The 15,851-nt window shown below is 70.3% G+C and carries 16 protein-coding genes and 1 riboswitch; of the genes, 7 read left to right on the top strand and 9 right to left on the bottom strand.

Translation table 11 applies throughout. From position 1 onward, the window contains the following. Window positions 1-83 precede the first annotated feature (83 nt). Window positions 84-1,133: an NAD(P)H-dependent flavin oxidoreductase gene (locus BM362_RS36170; RefSeq protein ID WP_067586259.1), complete on the bottom strand. Its 1,050-nt coding sequence runs from the start codon at window positions 1,131-1,133 to the stop codon at window positions 84-86. Between the two features lie 59 nt (window positions 1,134-1,192). Here BM362_RS36170 and BM362_RS36165 point away from each other — a divergent pair, with 59 nt between their 5' ends. Further along, entirely contained in the window at window positions 1,193-1,639 is a 447-nt protein-coding gene (locus BM362_RS36165; RefSeq protein WP_093576207.1) for a pyridoxamine 5'-phosphate oxidase family protein, read from the top strand. Here the strand turns inward: BM362_RS36165 and BM362_RS36160 are convergent. Both BM362_RS36160 and lepA read right to left on the bottom strand, forming a co-directional pair. After that, a complete protein-coding gene (locus tag BM362_RS36160; protein ID WP_093576195.1) occupies window positions 1,623-2,246 on the bottom strand; it encodes a Uma2 family endonuclease in 624 nt (207 codons plus the stop codon). The genes BM362_RS36165 and BM362_RS36160 overlap by 17 nt on opposite strands. 121 nt (window positions 2,247-2,367) lie before the next feature. Then, window positions 2,368-4,233: a translation elongation factor 4 gene (lepA, locus tag BM362_RS36155; protein ID WP_067586253.1), complete on the bottom strand. Its 1,866-nt coding sequence runs from the start codon at window positions 4,231-4,233 to the stop codon at window positions 2,368-2,370. Between the two features lie 116 nt (window positions 4,234-4,349). Between lepA and BM362_RS36150 the strand changes: the two genes are divergently transcribed. Further along, window positions 4,350-4,961, top strand: coding sequence for a class I SAM-dependent methyltransferase (locus tag BM362_RS36150; protein WP_093576194.1), 612 nt, complete (start codon window positions 4,350-4,352; stop codon window positions 4,959-4,961). On the opposite strand, the gene BM362_RS36145 is transcribed toward BM362_RS36150, so the two are convergent. Together BM362_RS36145 and BM362_RS36140 are read right to left on the bottom strand one after the other, a co-directional pair. Next, window positions 4,958-5,332 (bottom strand): VOC family protein, encoded by a 375-nt coding sequence (locus tag BM362_RS36145; protein ID WP_093576193.1) that lies wholly within the window; start codon window positions 5,330-5,332, stop codon window positions 4,958-4,960. The two genes, BM362_RS36150 and BM362_RS36145, sit on opposite strands and share 4 nt — an antisense overlap. Window positions 5,333-5,354: 22 nt before the next feature. Next, window positions 5,355-6,215, bottom strand: a complete 861-nt coding sequence (locus BM362_RS36140) for a DMT family transporter (RefSeq protein WP_093576192.1) — start codon at window positions 6,213-6,215, stop codon at window positions 5,355-5,357. A 404-nt stretch (window positions 6,216-6,619) separates the two neighbouring features. Between BM362_RS36140 and rpsT the strand changes: the two genes are divergently transcribed. Continuing rightward, a complete protein-coding gene (gene rpsT, locus BM362_RS36135) occupies window positions 6,620-6,880 on the top strand; it encodes a 30S ribosomal protein S20 (protein WP_009081037.1) in 261 nt (86 codons plus the stop codon). Window positions 6,881-6,981: 101 nt separating this feature from the next. On the opposite strand, the gene holA is transcribed toward rpsT, so the two are convergent. Next, complete coding sequence (holA, locus tag BM362_RS36130; RefSeq protein ID WP_093576191.1) at window positions 6,982-7,953, bottom strand: DNA polymerase III subunit delta; 972 nt, start codon at window positions 7,951-7,953, stop codon at window positions 6,982-6,984. A 131-nt stretch (window positions 7,954-8,084) separates the two neighbouring features. After that, window positions 8,085-8,218: riboswitch (SAM riboswitch) on the top strand. 13 nt (window positions 8,219-8,231) lie between these two features. Here holA and thrC point away from each other — a divergent pair. Next, the gene (gene thrC, locus BM362_RS36125; RefSeq protein ID WP_067586238.1) at window positions 8,232-9,497 is read left to right on the top strand and encodes a threonine synthase; all 1,266 of its coding nucleotides are present in this window, start codon (window positions 8,232-8,234) and stop codon (window positions 9,495-9,497) included. Window positions 9,498-9,521: 24 nt separating this feature from the next. Here the strand turns inward: thrC and BM362_RS36120 are convergent, their stop codons facing one another. Then, window positions 9,522-11,900 (bottom strand): ComEC/Rec2 family competence protein, encoded by a 2,379-nt coding sequence (locus BM362_RS36120; protein WP_093576190.1) that lies wholly within the window; start codon window positions 11,898-11,900, stop codon window positions 9,522-9,524. Further along, complete coding sequence (locus BM362_RS50815; protein WP_425285754.1) at window positions 11,897-12,871, bottom strand: ComEA family DNA-binding protein; 975 nt, start codon at window positions 12,869-12,871, stop codon at window positions 11,897-11,899. Before BM362_RS50815 ends, BM362_RS36120 begins: the two co-directional genes overlap by 4 nt. Before the next feature lie 388 nt (window positions 12,872-13,259). Between BM362_RS50815 and BM362_RS50120 the strand changes: the two genes are divergently transcribed. From BM362_RS50120 to BM362_RS36105, 3 genes are read left to right on the top strand one after another with little or no spacing between them, the layout of a single operon-like run. Beyond that, window positions 13,260-13,391, top strand: a complete 132-nt coding sequence (locus BM362_RS50120; RefSeq protein WP_280142763.1) for a hypothetical protein — start codon at window positions 13,260-13,262, stop codon at window positions 13,389-13,391. Beyond that, entirely contained in the window at window positions 13,392-14,183 is a 792-nt protein-coding gene (locus BM362_RS36110; RefSeq protein WP_208865434.1) for a GNAT family N-acetyltransferase, read from the top strand. Window positions 14,184-14,188: 5 nt separating this feature from the next. Then, window positions 14,189-15,007 carry a DUF3626 domain-containing protein gene (locus tag BM362_RS36105; RefSeq protein ID WP_093576205.1) on the top strand — a complete coding sequence of 273 codons (819 nt, stop codon included), beginning with the start codon at window positions 14,189-14,191 and terminating at the stop codon, window positions 15,005-15,007. Here BM362_RS36105 and BM362_RS36100 read toward each other — a convergent pair. Further along, a complete protein-coding gene (locus BM362_RS36100) occupies window positions 15,004-15,849 on the bottom strand; it encodes a DegV family protein (RefSeq protein ID WP_093576189.1) in 846 nt (281 codons plus the stop codon). The two genes, BM362_RS36105 and BM362_RS36100, sit on opposite strands and share 4 nt — an antisense overlap. Between the last annotated feature and the right edge of the window lie 2 nt (window positions 15,850-15,851).

The following is a 15,851-nucleotide window of genomic DNA, read 5'->3' as shown; positions in this document are numbered from 1 at the left end:
TCGCAATCCCCGCCCCCACCCCAGCAGACACTCAACGCAACCGGCCAAGCCATCGCAATCCCCGCCCCCACCCCAGCAGACACTCAACGCAACCGATCGAGCCGTTCCGCCGCCGCCTTTGCCTCGGTGCGCAGGCGGGCCACGATCGAGGCCGCTGAACCGTCACCGGCGAGCGGGTAAGTCTGGCCCGCCCACAGCGACATCGCCTCCGGGTCACCGGCTTTGGCGGCCGCCGCGCGGACCGGTTTGCTCAGGTGGTGCAGTTGCGGGTACGCGGCGGGCGCGTTCGCGGAAAGGTCGCTCAGGACGCGGTTCACCATGCCCCGCGCCGGACGTCCGCTGAACGCGCGCGTGAAAGCCGTCGCCCGGCCAGCTTCGGCGAGCGCGCGGCGCTGGGTGTCGCCGGTGCCGGCTTCCGTCGCGAGCAGGAAAGCCGTGCCCAGCTGGGCCGCCGACGCACCGGCGGCCAGCACGGCCGCGACGTCGGCACCGTTGACCAGTCCCCCGGCCGCGATCAACGGCAGGCTCGTGCGCGCGCCGAGCAACCGCAGCAGCGCGAGGAGGCCGTATTCCTCGCCGCCGGCCGGGTTGCCCGGGTCGTCGGTGAACAGACCGCGGTGCCCGCCGGCTTCGAAGCCCTGCACGACCAGCGCGTCCGCTCCGCGCGCGGCGGCGAGGTCGGCTTCCTCCGGGTTCGTGACGGTGACCGCGACCTTGCCGCCCGCCTCGTGGATCCGCTGCACCTCGGCGGACGTCGGCGCACCGAAAGTGAACGACACCACCGGAATCCGGTGCCGCACGACGAGGTCGAGCTTCGCCGGGTACTCGTCATCGTCCCAGACCGCGTCGCCGAGTTCGACGCCGTAGCGGACGGCTTCGGCGAGCAGGCGTTCGCGGTGCGCGCTGAGGTCGGCCACCGACCGGCCGCCGGGGACGAACAGGTTGACGCCGAACCGGCCGCCGGTGAGGTCGGCGGTGTGCGCGATCCGGGCGTCCAGCGTCTCCGGGCTGGCGTAGCCGGCGGCGAGAAAACCGAACCCGCCCGCGTCCGTGACGGCGCCGACCAGCTGCGGAGTTGTCGGCCCGCCCGCCATCGGCGCCACGATCACCGGGAACTCGAGATCATCGAACATGCCCCGAGCCTAGTGCCGGACCGGAAATGCGCCGGGCCGCCGCCGCGTTGCAGAAGAGCATGACGGCAACCCTGGAACAGCTCCGCGCGCTGACGGTGGAGGAGAACGGCCTCGCCACCGTGGCCACGACCCGCGCCGACGGCACCGTGCACGCGTCCGTGGTGAACGCGGGCATCCTGGACGACCCGGTGACCGGCACGCCGAGCGTGGGCTTCGTAGCCGTCGGCGGCGCGCGCAAACTGGCCCTGCTGCGCCGCAACGGCCACGCGACCGTGACGTTCCGCCGCGGCTGGCGCTGGCTCTCGGTGACCGGCCCGGTCCGCCTGATCGGCCCGGACGACCCCGACCCCGCCTTCCCGGCCGGCGGCCTCCCGCCCCTGCTGCGCGAGGTGTTCCGAGCCGCCACCGGCACCCACGACGACTGGGCGGAGTACGACCGCGTGATGGCCGCCGAACGCCGCGCCGCGGTGTTCGTGGAGGTGGGCAAAATCATCGGGAACGGCTGAGCGAACCTCGGTGCCAGGCGTGCCGAGTTCGACCCGGCCCCTCAACCCTCCCGACCAGCGCCTCGGGCACCACCCGGACCGGGAACGGCCGCCGCGCTGGGAAAACCTCGGCTCCCGCGGACTTGGCGACCTGCTGATAGAAGCCGTCCTCGTCCAGTTCGAACACAGTCAACTCCGATGCGGCCGGGTCGATCACCCAGTAACTCGGCACCCGCAGCCGTTCGTAGACCGCTTTCTTGGTGTTCAGATCGTGGATCGACGTGCTCGGCGACAGAACCTCGACGGCGAGTACGGGCGGCACGGGCAGGTCCTTGGCGGTGAAGTCTTCGCCGCGGCCGACCAGAACGTCCGGCTGCAGTTCCATCCGGTCGCCGACGTGCACGGCGAATGGTGCGCCGAGGACGTCGAACTCCGGCGGGCAAGCCGCCTCCAGCACGTGGTGGAGCCGGTATCCGATCTTCTGGTGTCGATACCCGGGCACCGGAGTCACGAGCAGCACTCCGTCGATGAGTTCGTAACGCCTGCCGTCATCCGGCATCCCCTCGAGGTCGTGCACCGTCATGGGCCCCGACCCGGAAGGATTCTGGATGTCCGCTGCGACCGTCATGGTCGCTCTCCTTTCCCCGTTCGCGCCAGAGACTCCCTGTCAGCAATTGAGAACACCAGACCCCACCGACAAAAAACGGCGGCCCCGGAAACCCGGAGCCGCCGTTCACCCGAAGGTGGAACTACTTCTTGTTCTTCCCGTTGTCCTCAGTGGACAGTGCCGCGACGAAGGCCTCCTGCGGCACTTCCACCCGGCCGACGGTCTTCATCCGCTTCTTGCCTTCCTTCTGCTTCTCCAGCAGTTTCCGCTTCCGCGAGATGTCGCCGCCATAGCACTTGGCGAGCACGTCCTTGCGGATGGCGCGGATCGTTTCGCGCGCGATGATCCGCGAGCCGATCGCCGCCTGGATCGGGACCTCGAACTGCTGGCGCGGAATCAGCTCGCGCAGCCGCGTCGCCATGCGGTTTCCGTACGTGTAGGCGGCGTCCTTGTGCACGATCGCGGAGAACGCGTCCACCGTCTCGCCCTGGAGCAGGATGTCGACCTTCACCAGGTCCGCCACCTGCTCGCCGGACTCCTCGTAGTCGAGCGACGCGTAGCCGCGCGTGCGCGACTTCAGCGTGTCGAAGAAGTCGAAGATGATCTCCGCCAGCGGAATCGTGTAGCGCAGCTCGACGCGGTCCTCGGACAGGTAGTCCATGCCCAGCAGGGTGCCGCGCTTCGCCTGGCACAGCTCCATGATCGTGCCCACGAACTCCGACGGCGCGAGGATGCTCACCTTCGACACCGGCTCGTGCACCTCGGCGATCTTGAGCCCAGTCGGCCAGTCCGACGGGTTCGTGACGACGACCTCGCTGCGGTCCTCCAGCACCACGCGGTACACCACGTTCGGCGCGGTCGAGATCAGGTCAAGGCCGAACTCGCGCTCCAGCCGGTCCCGGGTGATCTCCAGGTGCAGCAGGCCGAGGAAACCGCAGCGGAAGCCGAAGCCCAGCGCGACCGACGTCTCCGGCTCATAGGTCAGCGCGGCGTCGTTGAGCTGCAGCTTCTCCAGCGCCTCGCGCAGCTCCGGGTAATCCGAGCCGTCCACCGGATACAGCCCGGAGAACACCATCGGCTTCGGTTCGCGGTACCCGGCGAGCGGTTCCGTCGCGCCGTGCCGCTCGGACGTCACGGTGTCGCCGACCTTCGACTGGCGCACGTCCTTCACGCCGGTGATCAGGTAGCCGACCTCGCCGACGCCGAGTCCCTTGCTGGCCTTCGGCTCCGGCGAGATGATCCCGACCTCGAGCAGCTCGTGCGTCGCGCCGGTCGACATCATCTTGATCTTCTCCCGCGGCGTGATCTTGCCGTCCACCACGCGGATGTAGGTGACGACGCCGCGGTAGGTGTCGTAGACCGAGTCGAAGATCATCGCACGGGCGGGCGCGTCCGCGTCGCCGACCGGCGGCGGGACCTGGCGCACGCATTCGTCCAGCAGCTCGGTCACGCCCATGCCGGTCTTCGCCGACACGCGCAGCACGTCCGAAGGCTCGCAACCGATGATGTGCGCGATCTCCGCCGCGTACTTCTCCGGGTCCGCCGAGGGCAGGTCGATCTTGTTCAGCACCGGGATGATGTGCAGGTCGTTCTCGAGCGCGAGGTACAGGTTCGCGAGCGTCTGCGCCTCGATCCCCTGCGCGGCGTCGACCAGCAGGATCGCGCCCTCGCACGCCTCAAGCGCCCGCGAGACCTCGTAGGTGAAGTCCACGTGGCCGGGCGTGTCGATCAGGTGCAGGACATAGTCTTGTGCACCGCCCTGGCCGTCCTTGATCTTCCACGGCAGCCGGACGTTCTGGGCCTTGATCGTGATGCCGCGTTCCCGCTCGATGTCCATGCGGTCGAGGTACTGCGCGCGCATGGCTCGCTCCTCGACGACGCCGGTCAGCTGCAGCATCCGGTCCGCCAGCGTCGACTTGCCGTGGTCGATGTGGGCGATGATGCAGAAGTTGCGGATCAACTCCGGCGGCGTGAAGGTGGTGTCGGCGAACGTCTTGGGCGCTGTCACTCGGGCTGTCCTCGGGATGGTGGGGGATGTCCGTGCCCCATCGTCCCATGGACCTCCGGGTGCGGGTGGGGGTCATCCCCGATGCGGCCCCGCGCGTCTCGTGGTGACCTCGAAGCATGAGCACTTCACCCTCCCCCGCGCCGCCCGGTCCCGGCGTCCTCGACGCCGCCCTCGACCGGGCCTTCGGCCATCCCAGCGGCCTGCTGGGCAGGCTCGGCGGCAAGCTGATGGCGATCGGCAACGCCGCGACCGAGCACCGCGTCGTCGACCTGGCCCGCCTCGAACCCGACGAGACCGTGCTCGTCGTCGGCCCCGGACCCGGGGTCGGCCTCGACGCGGCGAGCAACCTCGCCGGCGAGGTGATCGGCGTCGAACCCTCCCCGCAGATGCGCGACCTCTGCACGGACCGCTGCGGCGACCGCGCCGAGGTGCGCGCGGGCAGCGCGGCCCGGACCGGCTGCGCGGACGCGTCCGCGGACGTCGTGCTGACCGTGAACAACGTCCAGTTCTGGGAAGACCGCCCGGCGGCCTTCGCCGAGCTGTTCCGCGTGCTGCGGCCGGGCGGGCGGCTGCTGCTCTCGGCGCACGAGAAGTGGCTTCCGGTGACGCGGCACGAGCTGGCCGGCGAAGCCGCCGCGGCCGGATTCACCGACCTGCAGACCTGGACCTGGGACCCGCCGGGGTTCGCCGCGCTCGCCGCCCAGCTCCGGGCCGGGAAACCGGCCTAGCGCTGGTCGCGGCGCAGCGGGTGGTCTTCCGGGACCTCGACGAGCACGATCCGCAGCCCGTCCGGGTCGGCGATCCACGCCTCGTCGGTGCCCCACGGTTCGCGCCGGGCCTCGCGCACCGGTTCGACCCCGCGTCCGGCCAGGTCGGCCAGCGTCGCCGGGAGATCGCGGACCTGGAGGAAGAGGTTGACGTCCGGACCGGGCCCCTCCTCGCCCGTGCCGACCACTTCGATCGACCCGCCGCCGGCGAAAAACCGCGTGCCGCCGGGGAACTCGCGCTCGATCGCGAGGCCGAGGGCGTCGCGGTAGAACGCGGTGGACACCTCGTGGTCGCGGGGGTGGATCAGCACCCGGCTGCTCAGTACGTCCATGGCTCCTGCCTACCCGAGCGGCTCAGGCGACCGCAATCGCAGCGATCCCGGCCAGCACCACCAGCGATCCGGCGAGGCGGCGGGCCGCGTTGCGCTCGCGCAGCACGAGCCAGGCGGCGACCCCGCCGAAGACGATCGACAATTCGCGCGCCGGCGCGACGAGGCTGACCGGCGCGATCCGCAGGGCGTACAGGACCAGCAGGTAGCTGGCCGGCGAGGCGAGCCCGACGATCAGCACCTCGCGCCGGTGGTCGCGCCACAGCCGCTTGATCTCCGAGCGGCCGCGCGCGGCGGTCGGCGCGAGCAAGATGCTCTGGCCGATCGCGCCGCCGCCGAAGTAGACGAGCGGAGGCACGCCGAGCGACGTGACCGAGTGCGCGTCCCAGAGCGTGTAAGCCGCGATGACCACGCCGGTGGCGACCCCGTAGCACACCCCCGCGCGGCGAGCCCGGGCGTCGCCGGTGCCGCCGCCGAGGCTGATCACCAGGACGCCCGCGACGACGAGGAAGGCCCCGATCAGCCCGAGCACGCCAGGCCGTTCGCCCAGGACCGTGACCGCCACGAGCACCGACACCAGCGGCCCGGTCCCGCGGGCCAGCGGGTAGACGATGGACAGGTCGCCGACCTCGTATCCGCGCTGCAGCACGATCCCGTAGGCCACGTGCAGGACCGCGGTGCCCGCGGCGGCGAGCAGCCAAGTCCACTGCGGACGTTCCGGTTCGACGGCCAGCGCGACCGCGATCACCGGGAGCATCGCCGCCGCGGAAACCGTGTAGTACAGCCAGACGAACCGCGGGCCGCCGGAAACCCGTTTGGCGGCGAGGTTCCACACGGCGTGCACGACCGCGGCGACGAGAACCATGGCGAGGGCAGTGGTGTTCATCCGGACCCCTTCAGGTTTTCAGCGCACGCTGAAGACCGGGTCCTCCAGGCTTTTGTCCCGTCAGATGAACGGCGGGGCTCGGTGTCCCGCCGAAGGTGCCGCTCGGACCAGGCCCGCCCGCCCTCGTTGTCTTCGCGACCCGCTCTGCGGGACCACGGGCAGGCGACGGAACCCTAGGCACTACCGAAGCCCACCGTAACCGAGCCAAGGCCGGGATGCCGAGCGCTCGCGTGCCCCGGGCGGTCTCCGGGGCTGTTCGCGGCGCCGCGAACAGGGCTGTTAAGATTTTCGACTGTTGCCGTGCGGCATTCCGTCAGGGAGGAAACCCGGCAGTCCCCTCGGGACTGATCCGGAGCCACACGAACGCGGCAGCGACCTTCACCGAGTGAAAGAGGAACGCCTCCATGGCCAACATCAAGTCGCAGGTCAAGCGCATCACGACGAACGAGAAGGCGCGGCAGCGCAACCTGGCGATCCGGTCCTCGGTGAAGACCGCGATCCGCAAGTTCCGCGAGGCCGCCGAAGCCGGTGACAAGGACAAGGCCCTCGAACTGCAGCGCGACGCCGCACGCAAGCTCGACAAGGCCGTCACCAAGGGCGTGATCCACGCCAACCAGGCCGCGAACAAGAAGTCGGCTCTCGCGAAGCGCGCGAACCAGCTCTGAGCGCAGTCTTTCCGGAAGGCCCGGCGGCTTCGGCTGCCGGGCCTTTTCCGCGTCCTGGGGATTCGCGACCGGGCCTCCGCCGCCAACCGCGAGGGCTCCCGTCAGCGGTCTCCCTTGGCCGCGACCACGTCGAGGACCGCGCGCTGCAGTGCGTAATTCGCATCGGCCGCCGCGCCCTTGACCTCGGCGTTCAGCCGCGCCACGACGCGCATCGCGGTCGCCAGGCCGTCCTGGCCCCAGCCGCGCGACTGGCCTTGCGCCTTGCGGATCTTCCACGGCGGCATGCCCAGCTCGCCCGCCATCTGGTTCGGGTTGCCGCGCCCGGCCGCGGACACGCGAGCGATCGTGCGCACGGCGTCGGCCAGCGCGTCGGCCACCAGGACGTGCGGAACGCCCAGTTGCATCGCCCACTGCAATGACTCCATCGCGGCGGCCCGGTCGCCCGCGACGGCCTTTTCCGCCACCGCGAAGCCGGTCACGTCGGCGCGTCCGGTGTGGTAGCGGCGCACCGCCTGCTCGTCGACGGCTCCCCCGGTGTCAGCGACCAGCTGGGTAGCGGCCGAGGACAGTTCACGCAGATCCGAGCCGACCGAGTCGAGCAGCGCCATCAGTCCCGCGGCGTCGATTTTGCCGCCCACGCGGCGCACCTCGTTGCGCACGAACGCCTCGCGCTCGGCCGGCTTGGTGAGCTTCGGGCATTCGGTGATTTCCGCGCCCGCTTTTTTCAACGCGCCTGGCAGCGCCTTCGCGGCCTTGCTCCGCCCGCCGCCGCTGTGCACCACCACGAGGACGATGCCCTCGGCCGGTGCCTTCACGTACGCGAGGACCGCGTCGGACAGCTCCTGCGAGATGTCCTGCGCCGACTCCAGCACGATCACGCGCCCCTCGGCGAACAGCGACGGACTCACCAGCTCGGCCAGCACAGGCGGTGTGAGATCGGACACCCGCATGCGCGTGAGGTCAGCCGTCGGGTCCGCGGCCTTGGCCGCGTCGAGGGACGCTCGCACAGCCCGTTCGATGAGCAGTTCTTCCTCGCCCGTGACGAGGTGCAGCGGCGCGGGTGCGGTGGTCACCCCGCCATCTTCTCACCCGGCCGCCGGGCCGCCCGCTCCGGTGATGTGGGCCGCCTCCGTGGCACCGGCTGATCGGGATGTCGTACGGTGTAGCCGAGGACGCGCCCACCGGCGCTCCGACAACCGAATACCGCTCATCCAGAGGGGCAGAGGGAACGGCCCGACGAAGCCCCGGCAACCGGCGTACAGCCTGTCACCCCGCGATCGCGGGGTAGCTGACGACCACGGTGCCAATTCCGGCCCGCTTCGGCGGGGCAGATGAGGAAAGGAACCTCGCGATGACTGCAGCCCTCAGCGCCACCTCCGCCAACAAGACGATCGACCTCGGTCCGGCCGTCGAACTGGTGTCGAAGGAAGAAGGGCACCGGCAGCCGCTCGCTCCGGAATTCGTCTCCGCCGAAGACTTCTCTCCGCTCGAGGTCGCCTACGACTTCGGCCGCGTCCGCCGCGAGGACATCGAGGCGGGCCCGCGCAACATCTGGCGTTACAAGAAGCTCCTTCCCGTCCCCTCGACCGTCGAGGAGACCCCGAACACCGAACCCGGCTGTACCCGGCTCGTGCGCGCGGACCGGCTCGCGAAAGAGCTCGGCCTCAAGCGCGTGTGGGTCAAGGACGACACCGGAAACCCGACGCACTCGTTCAAGGACCGCGTGGTCGCCGTCGCGCTCGCGGCCGCCCGCGAGTTCGGCTTCGAGGTCCTCGCGTGTCCCTCGACCGGCAACCTGGCCAACGCGACCGCCGCCGCGGCGGCCCGCGCCGGCTGGCGGTCGGTCGTGCTGATCCCGAAGAGCCTCGAACGCGCGAAGATCCTCACCACCGCCGTCTACGACGGCGACCTGATCGCCGTCGACGGCAACTACGACGACGTGAACCGGCTCGCCACCGAACTGGCCGCCGAGCACCCGAAGTGGGCGTTCGTGAACGTCAACGTCCGCCCGTACTACTCCGAAGGCTCGAAGACGCTCGCCTACGAGGTCGCCGAGCAGCTCGGCTGGCGCATCCCCGAGCAGATCGTCGTGCCGATCGCCTCCGGTTCCCAGCTCACCAAGGTGGACAAGGGTTTCCGCGAACTGGGCCAGCTCGGTCTCGTGGACGCCAGCCCGTACCAGGTGTTCGGCGCACAGGCCACCGGCTGCTCGCCGGTCTCCGCCGCGTACCGCAACGGCCACGACGTCGTCCAGCCGGTCAAGCCGGACACCATCGCCCGCTCGCTCGCGATCGGCAACCCGGCCGACGGCCCGTACGTGCTCGACGTGGTCAACCGCACCGGCGGCGCGATCGAGGACGTCACCGACGAAGAGGTCGTCGAAGGCATCCGGCTGCTCGCGCGCACCGAAGGCATCTTCACCGAGACCGCGGGCGGCGTCACCGTGGCGACCGCGAAGAAGCTCGTCGAAACCGGCAAGCTCGACCCGGACGCCGAAACCGTCCTCCTCATCACCGGCGACGGCCTCAAGACCCTCGACGCGGTCGAGAACCACATCGGCCCGAAGGCCACCGTGCCGCCGTCCGCCGAAGCCGTCGCGAAGGCGCTCGGCTACTGACGCACCGGCCCGGGGTCCGCCGCACTACCGCGGCGGACCCCGCGGCTCGCCCCGGCGCACGACCGCCGGCCCGCTTCCTCCGGGCAGGACGGCAGTGTCGCCGTCCACATCGGTCCGGGTGACCAGCACTCCCATCGTCCCGAGAACGTCCATTGTGGACTTGCTCGGATGCCCGTACCCGTTGCCCGCGCCGACGCTGATCAGCGCCGTGCGCGGCCGCACCGCCGCGAGGAACTGCGGCAGCGAGTACCTCGATCCGTGATGCGGCACCTTCAGGATGTCCGCCCGCAGGTCCGCGCCCTCGGCGAGCAAGTCCGCCTGTGCGGCCAGTTCGACGTCTCCAGTCAGCAATACTCGGCCAGCCGGGGTTTCGGCGCGCAGGACGACCGAACTGTTGTTGATCATCGTGCCGTCCTGCAACGCCGGTGCGCGAGTAGTGGCATAGCGCGGACCGAGCACCTCCAGCGACAGCCCCGGCCACTCCAGCCGCTGCCCGTCGCTCAACTGCACCAGCGGCACGCCACGACGCCGCGCTTCGCCGGAGACCGACTGCCACGCCCACGCCGGAGCACGCCCTGGCCCTACCGCGATCGCACCGACTGTTCTTCCGTCGAACACCGAGACGAGTCCGCCGATGTGATCCGCGTGCAGGTGACTCAGCACGAGCAACGGCACCCGATCGACGCCCAGCCTCCGCAGGCATTCGTCGACCGGCCCTGGTTCCGGCCCGGTGTCGACGACCACGGCGCGGCCAGGCTCAGCAGTGGCCAGGACGACCGCATCTCCTTGTCCGACATCGCATTCCACCATCGCCCAGCCGCCTGGCGGCCAGCCAGGCGCCAGGACTGTGGCCGGTACGACCGTCAGCAGCACGACGACCAGTCCGATCGCCACCAGCAGCCGGAGCCGGCGAAACCGCGCCGCCACCACGACGACGACCAGCAGGGCCGCCGCGCACAATCCGCCCCACCAGCCACCGGGCCACGACAGCGCCGCGCCCGGCGCTCTCGCACCGTGCCGGGCGACGGTGATCAGCCATCGGGCTTCCGGATCTGCCGCATGGATCAGCACCCGTCCCGCACCTGGCCACCATGGTCCGACGACTGTTGCCAGCACTCCCAGCACAGTCACCGGCGCGACTACCGGTGCCGCAAGGACATTGGTCACGACTGAGACCAGGCTGACCGTGCCCGCCATACCGGCGATGACGGGAGCGGTGACCACGAACGCGGCTAGCGGAACAGCCAGGCCTTCGGCGTAACCGGCCGGAACTCCCCTTCGTACCAGCGAATCTGCCCAGCGCGGCGCGAGCAGCACCAGTCCTGCCGTAGCGAGAACCGAAAGCGCGAAGCCGAAATTACCCGCCATCGTCGGATCCCACGCCACCAGTACGCACACCGCGAAGGCCAATGCGGGCAACGCCGAACCACGTCGTCCCAGAGCCAGCGCGAGCAGGCCGATGCCGCCCATGACGCCAGCCCGGACCACACTCGGTTCAGGGCCCACCAGGACGAGGAATCCCACCAGGCAGACTCCAGCCGCTGTCGCGGAAAATCTCGGGCCGGCTCGGACCAATCGGCACAGCAGCAGGACGGCTCCGCCGAGAATGACGAGGTTTCCGCCGCTCACTGCCATCAAGTGGGTGAGTCCAGATGCCTTGAACTCTCCTTCGACCCGTTGCGGCAACGCGCTCGTGTCGCCTAGCACCAGTCCGGGCAGGAGGCCCGCTGGTTCTTCGGGCAGGACCGAGCACAGCGAGTGCAAGCTGTTCCGCAGGACTGCGGCGGCTTGCTGCCACCACGGCGCTGGCCCGACGTCGATGGGTGCGGCACGAACGGAGAGGACTGCTGCGGTCAGTTCCCCGCCGCGTGCGGGCAGGAGGCGGCCGGACGTCGTCGCTTCCTGGCCGGGCAGCAGGCCGCTCCATCCGGCAACCGGTGCCAGCAACAGAACCCGGCCGGTCGATTCGATGGGCTGACCGTCCGCTATGGCCGTTGAGACTCGGGCGGGGATCGCCACTGACCGGGTTCCCGCCTGCTGGTCCGCATAGCCGGCTTGGTGGATCGGCCGCGGGCGCTCGCTGATCTCGACCCGCAGCGTCGCGGTGACGCCGTGTTCGGCAGCGGCTCCCAGCGGGTCGGATGCCGCGTCGTGAATGCGCAGGGCGGTGGGCACTGCGGCAATGAGCCCGGCCAGCAGCAGCGCTCCGCCAGCACCGGCGTATCTGGCACCGCCGCGCACTAGAAACACCACAGCGCCGATCACTGCTACGGCACCGACCGCTGTCGCGACCCACCAACCGAGTTGCAGTCCGGCGAGAGTAGCCACCCATCCGGCGACGGCAGCGGGGACGAGACGGAAATCGTGGTCGCGCCGCGTCTCTTCCTCAGTTTCCAGCTTCATCCGACGGTCACCTGCTCGCGAAGCTTTTCGAATTTGCTCGCGCCGATGCCATCCACGTCGCGGAGTTGTTCGACGCTCGCGAATCCGCCGTGCTGGGTGCGCCAGTCGGTGATGCGCCGGGCGGTGACCTCGCCGACGCCGGGGAGGCTGTCGAGTTGTTCGGCGGTCGCTGAGTTCAGGTCGATTTTGCTGGCCGCGGCTCCTGAGCCGGCCGGTACCGCTGAGGTGGCTGGGACGCCGACCGCCAACTGCTCGCCGTCGGTGAGTTTGCGGGCGAGGTTCAGTGCGGTCAGGTCGGCACCGGGGGTGGCACCGCCCGCTGCGCGGAGGGCGTCGGCGACGCGGGAACCCGACGGCACGGTGACCAGCCCTGGCGAGCGCACGTGGCCGACTACGCTGATGACCAGGTTCTCGTTGGTCTTCGACGCGTGCGGCACTTGCGCACGGGCGACCGGGAGCGGCGGAGCGATCTCGGCCGCGGGTGAGCGGCCGAAGATGGCCAGGCCTCCGGCGATGACGGCGGCTGCTGCCAGCAACGCCAGGGCGAAGATCATTCCCCGGCGGCCCAGGAAGCCCGGCAGGCCGATTGAGCCGGGGAGCCAGCGCCGGGCCAGGCGGTGTCCGGTGTGTTCCGGCAGCCAGCCACGGACCAGTTTGCCGCCCGGCAATGGGTTTTCTGGCGGGGGCGGGCTGTCGGCGAGTGCAGACAGCCGGGCTATGCGGCCCCCAGGCCGCACGAGCGGCGTACCGTCCGCCAACGGGCCGCCCAGTAGCGGTGAACTGTCGGCAACGGCAGACAGTCCAGCTTTCAACCCCGCGGTGCGGGAGTGCGACCTTGAGTCGCCTGCTGTGCCATCCATGCCTGTCAGCAAGCCGTCAGCACCTGCGGACAGGCGATAGTTCGGTTCCACCTCCGTGCCCGCGGACGGCTGACTGTCTGCCGTTGCCGACACGCTCGCCCGGCTGCGCACGGGCCGGCCCGCCCGGCCGAGGGGCAGCCAGCGGCGTGCCGGCCTGCTGCCGGGTCCGGCGAGGTGCGGGACAGCGGCCAGCTGGTCGGCCAGCCAGGTGAGCCTGACGTTGACGGGAGTGCCCTGGTCTCGGGCGGAGTGCTCGAACACACGATCGACGCTAGGCGTCGGCCGGTCCGGCGGCGAGAGTGTTCCGCGCGATCTGTGGACAACCCGCCCCTTGGGGACAACTGGGCCGTCAGCGCAGGCGACGCGACGGAGTTTGTCGGGGCACGCGGTCATACTGGCGGGTTTGGCCTGCGGCACCAGCGGGCGAAAAGCGTTCGCACCCGCCGCGCTCATCGGCTAGACCTGGTAGCCCGCCGTCGAACGGGAGCATGCCGCAGCCGTGGACCACACCGACCTGACCTTGCGCCCGATCTCCGGACCGGAAGAATTCGATCTCTTCTGCCGACTCACTTACGCCCTCGACCACGAGTTCGCCGACGATCTCGCCGCTGGCCGACGCGGGCCGGAGTAGATGTGGATCGCGGTCCGCGGCAGCGAACTCGTCGCCAGGGCCGCGTGCTGGGGCCGAGCCGACGAACCTGTCCCGTTTCTGCTGGACTTCTTCGATCTTGAGGACGTGACCGTCGGCGCGCGGCTGCTCCGGACCGCGATGGCGGAGATTCTGCCCGCAGGCGCCCGGCCTCCGGTCTACAACCGGATGATTCCCGCTGACTGGCGCGAAAAAGCCGAAACCCGAAGCGTTGTCGAGGACCGGATGATCGCGCTCGAACAGGCTGGTGCTCAACTGCTCGCTGAGCGGCCGCGCTTCGAGCGGCGGCCAGGGACTCCGGTCGCCCCGCCGCGAAAACGGCTGGTCTTCCGGAAGATCCTCGGCGAGGACGAGGTCCTCGACTTGATGACCCGGGTCTTGGACGGAACGCCCGACGCCCGCAGCCGCGACGACCTGACCCGGATGTCCGCCCGTGAAGCGGCGATCCGGCACTACGAGGACGAATTGGCGCACTACCGCAGTCCGCGGGACTGGTGGCGCGTCGCCACGCTGCCCGACGGCACGCCGGTCGGGTTCGTCACGCCAGCACGCAACGATTACCACCCCGTCATCGGCTATCTGGCCGTCCTGCCCGAGCATCGCGGCAACCGCTGCCTCGACGAAATTCTCGCCGAGGGCACTCGAATCCTTGCCGCCCAAGAGGTTCCTCGCATCCGGGCGGCGACGGATCTCGGCAACGTCCCGATGGCGAACGCGTTCCAGCGCGCCGGGTACGTCGATTTCGAGCGCGCGATCACGATGTCCTGGCCGTGATCCGGATGGAGGCTGGGGAGCGTGCGGTCGCCCGCTTCGCCGCGCTGGCGACCGGCGGGCCAGCGGATCCGTCGTGGCGGGTCACGCTGCATTTCCACCCGGACCGGCTGGTCGACGGGGTGCCGATCCTGGAAAGAATGGTTCGAGACGGCCGGTACCGCTCGCAGTTCGAGACCGGCGTCAGCAACGGCGGGCTGACGGCGGATCCGGGAGGCGACCGCTGGCGCTGGGAAAGCCGGTTGTTCGCCGGTGCCTACGACGAGGCCGCGCCGGAGCACCGGCCGAAATACGGGTCGCTGAATTTCCGCGGCCGGAAGGCGGGCGGCTCGCCGCGGTTCGGTTCGGCGCACCTGCGGCTCGCCCGGCATACGCTGTCCCGCACGACTTTCAGCTATCCCGACAGCGTCTTCGAACCGACGTCCTTCGGCGTCGAGGCGCACCTGTCCGAACTGGTCGCGATGGCCGAAGCTGACGGCAAAGACCTGTTGGACGACTACATCGAGGCGCAGGTGCACGGCGAGGCGGACCTGGCCCGGGACGTCGAAGCGCTGGTTCTCGATCCGTCCTACCGGGGAACGGAAATCGAGGCGGCGGCCCGAAACCTGGGCCCGGTCGAGTGGCACGAAGGGTTCCGGCTCACCGCCGAAGAACTGCTCCGGCACCCCGGTTACCGCGGACCGGAGTTCGCCGCGCTCGGTGCCGGACTCGCCGAGGAAGGGCACCTCGACCCACGGATACTCGGGAAAGCCGCCGTCCGCGACGAGCAAGATCTCAAGCGCGTCTGGCACCTGCTCGCGCGATTCGGCAACCAGGAACCCGGTTAGGCGCGCTGCACGACGACGCCGAGCACGCCAGGCCCGGTGTGCGCGCCGATGACCGCGCCGATCTCCGACACCACGCATCCCCCGGCGCATCCCGGGATCGCTTCCTCAAGCCGGTTCGCCAATTCGACGGCCCGCTCCGGCGAGGCGAGATGATGCACCGCCAGCTCGACCGGTCCGGTGCCCGCCGCCTGCACGGACAACTCGACCAACCGCCCGATCGCGCGGTTCATCGTGCGCACTTTCTCCAGCGGCAGGATCCGGCCGTCGGACATGTGCAGCACCGGTTTCACCGCCAGTGCGGTGCCGAGCAATGCCGCGGCCGAGCCGATCCGGCCGCCCCGGCGCAGGTGTTCCAGAGTCTCGACCACGAACAACGTCGAAGACCGTTCGGCCGCTTTCGTCGCCGCCGCTTCGACTTCCGCCGGGCTGGCTCCGGAAGCGGCGGCGTCCGCGGCGTGCAGGGCGGCGAAGCCCAAACCCATCGCTGTGGTGCGGGAATCGACGACGCGGACCCGGTCCGAGCCGACCTCTTCCGCGGCCAGGACGGCGGCTTCCCAGGTGCCGGACAGTTCGCTCGACAGGTGCACTGACACGACCGCGTCCGCGCCCGCGTCGAGCGCGGCCCGGAATTCGGTGGCGAATTCGGCCGGCGTGGGCCGGGAGGTCGTGACGATCTTGCGCTCCCCCAGCGCTTCCGCGAGCGCGGCGGGGCCCATCTCGATGCCGTCGAGCGAGCACACGCCTTCGACGAGGACGTGCAGGGGCACCACCCGCACCGAGTGCCGCTCGGCGAAGCCTTCGGGCAGGTGCGCGGTGGAGTCCGTGACCACGGCGACCGACACGT

The organism is Amycolatopsis rubida (assembly GCF_900115345.1).
Lineage (GTDB): Bacteria > Actinomycetota > Actinomycetes > Mycobacteriales > Pseudonocardiaceae > Amycolatopsis > Amycolatopsis rubida.
This window is presented reverse-complemented; position numbering and strand designations above follow the sequence as displayed.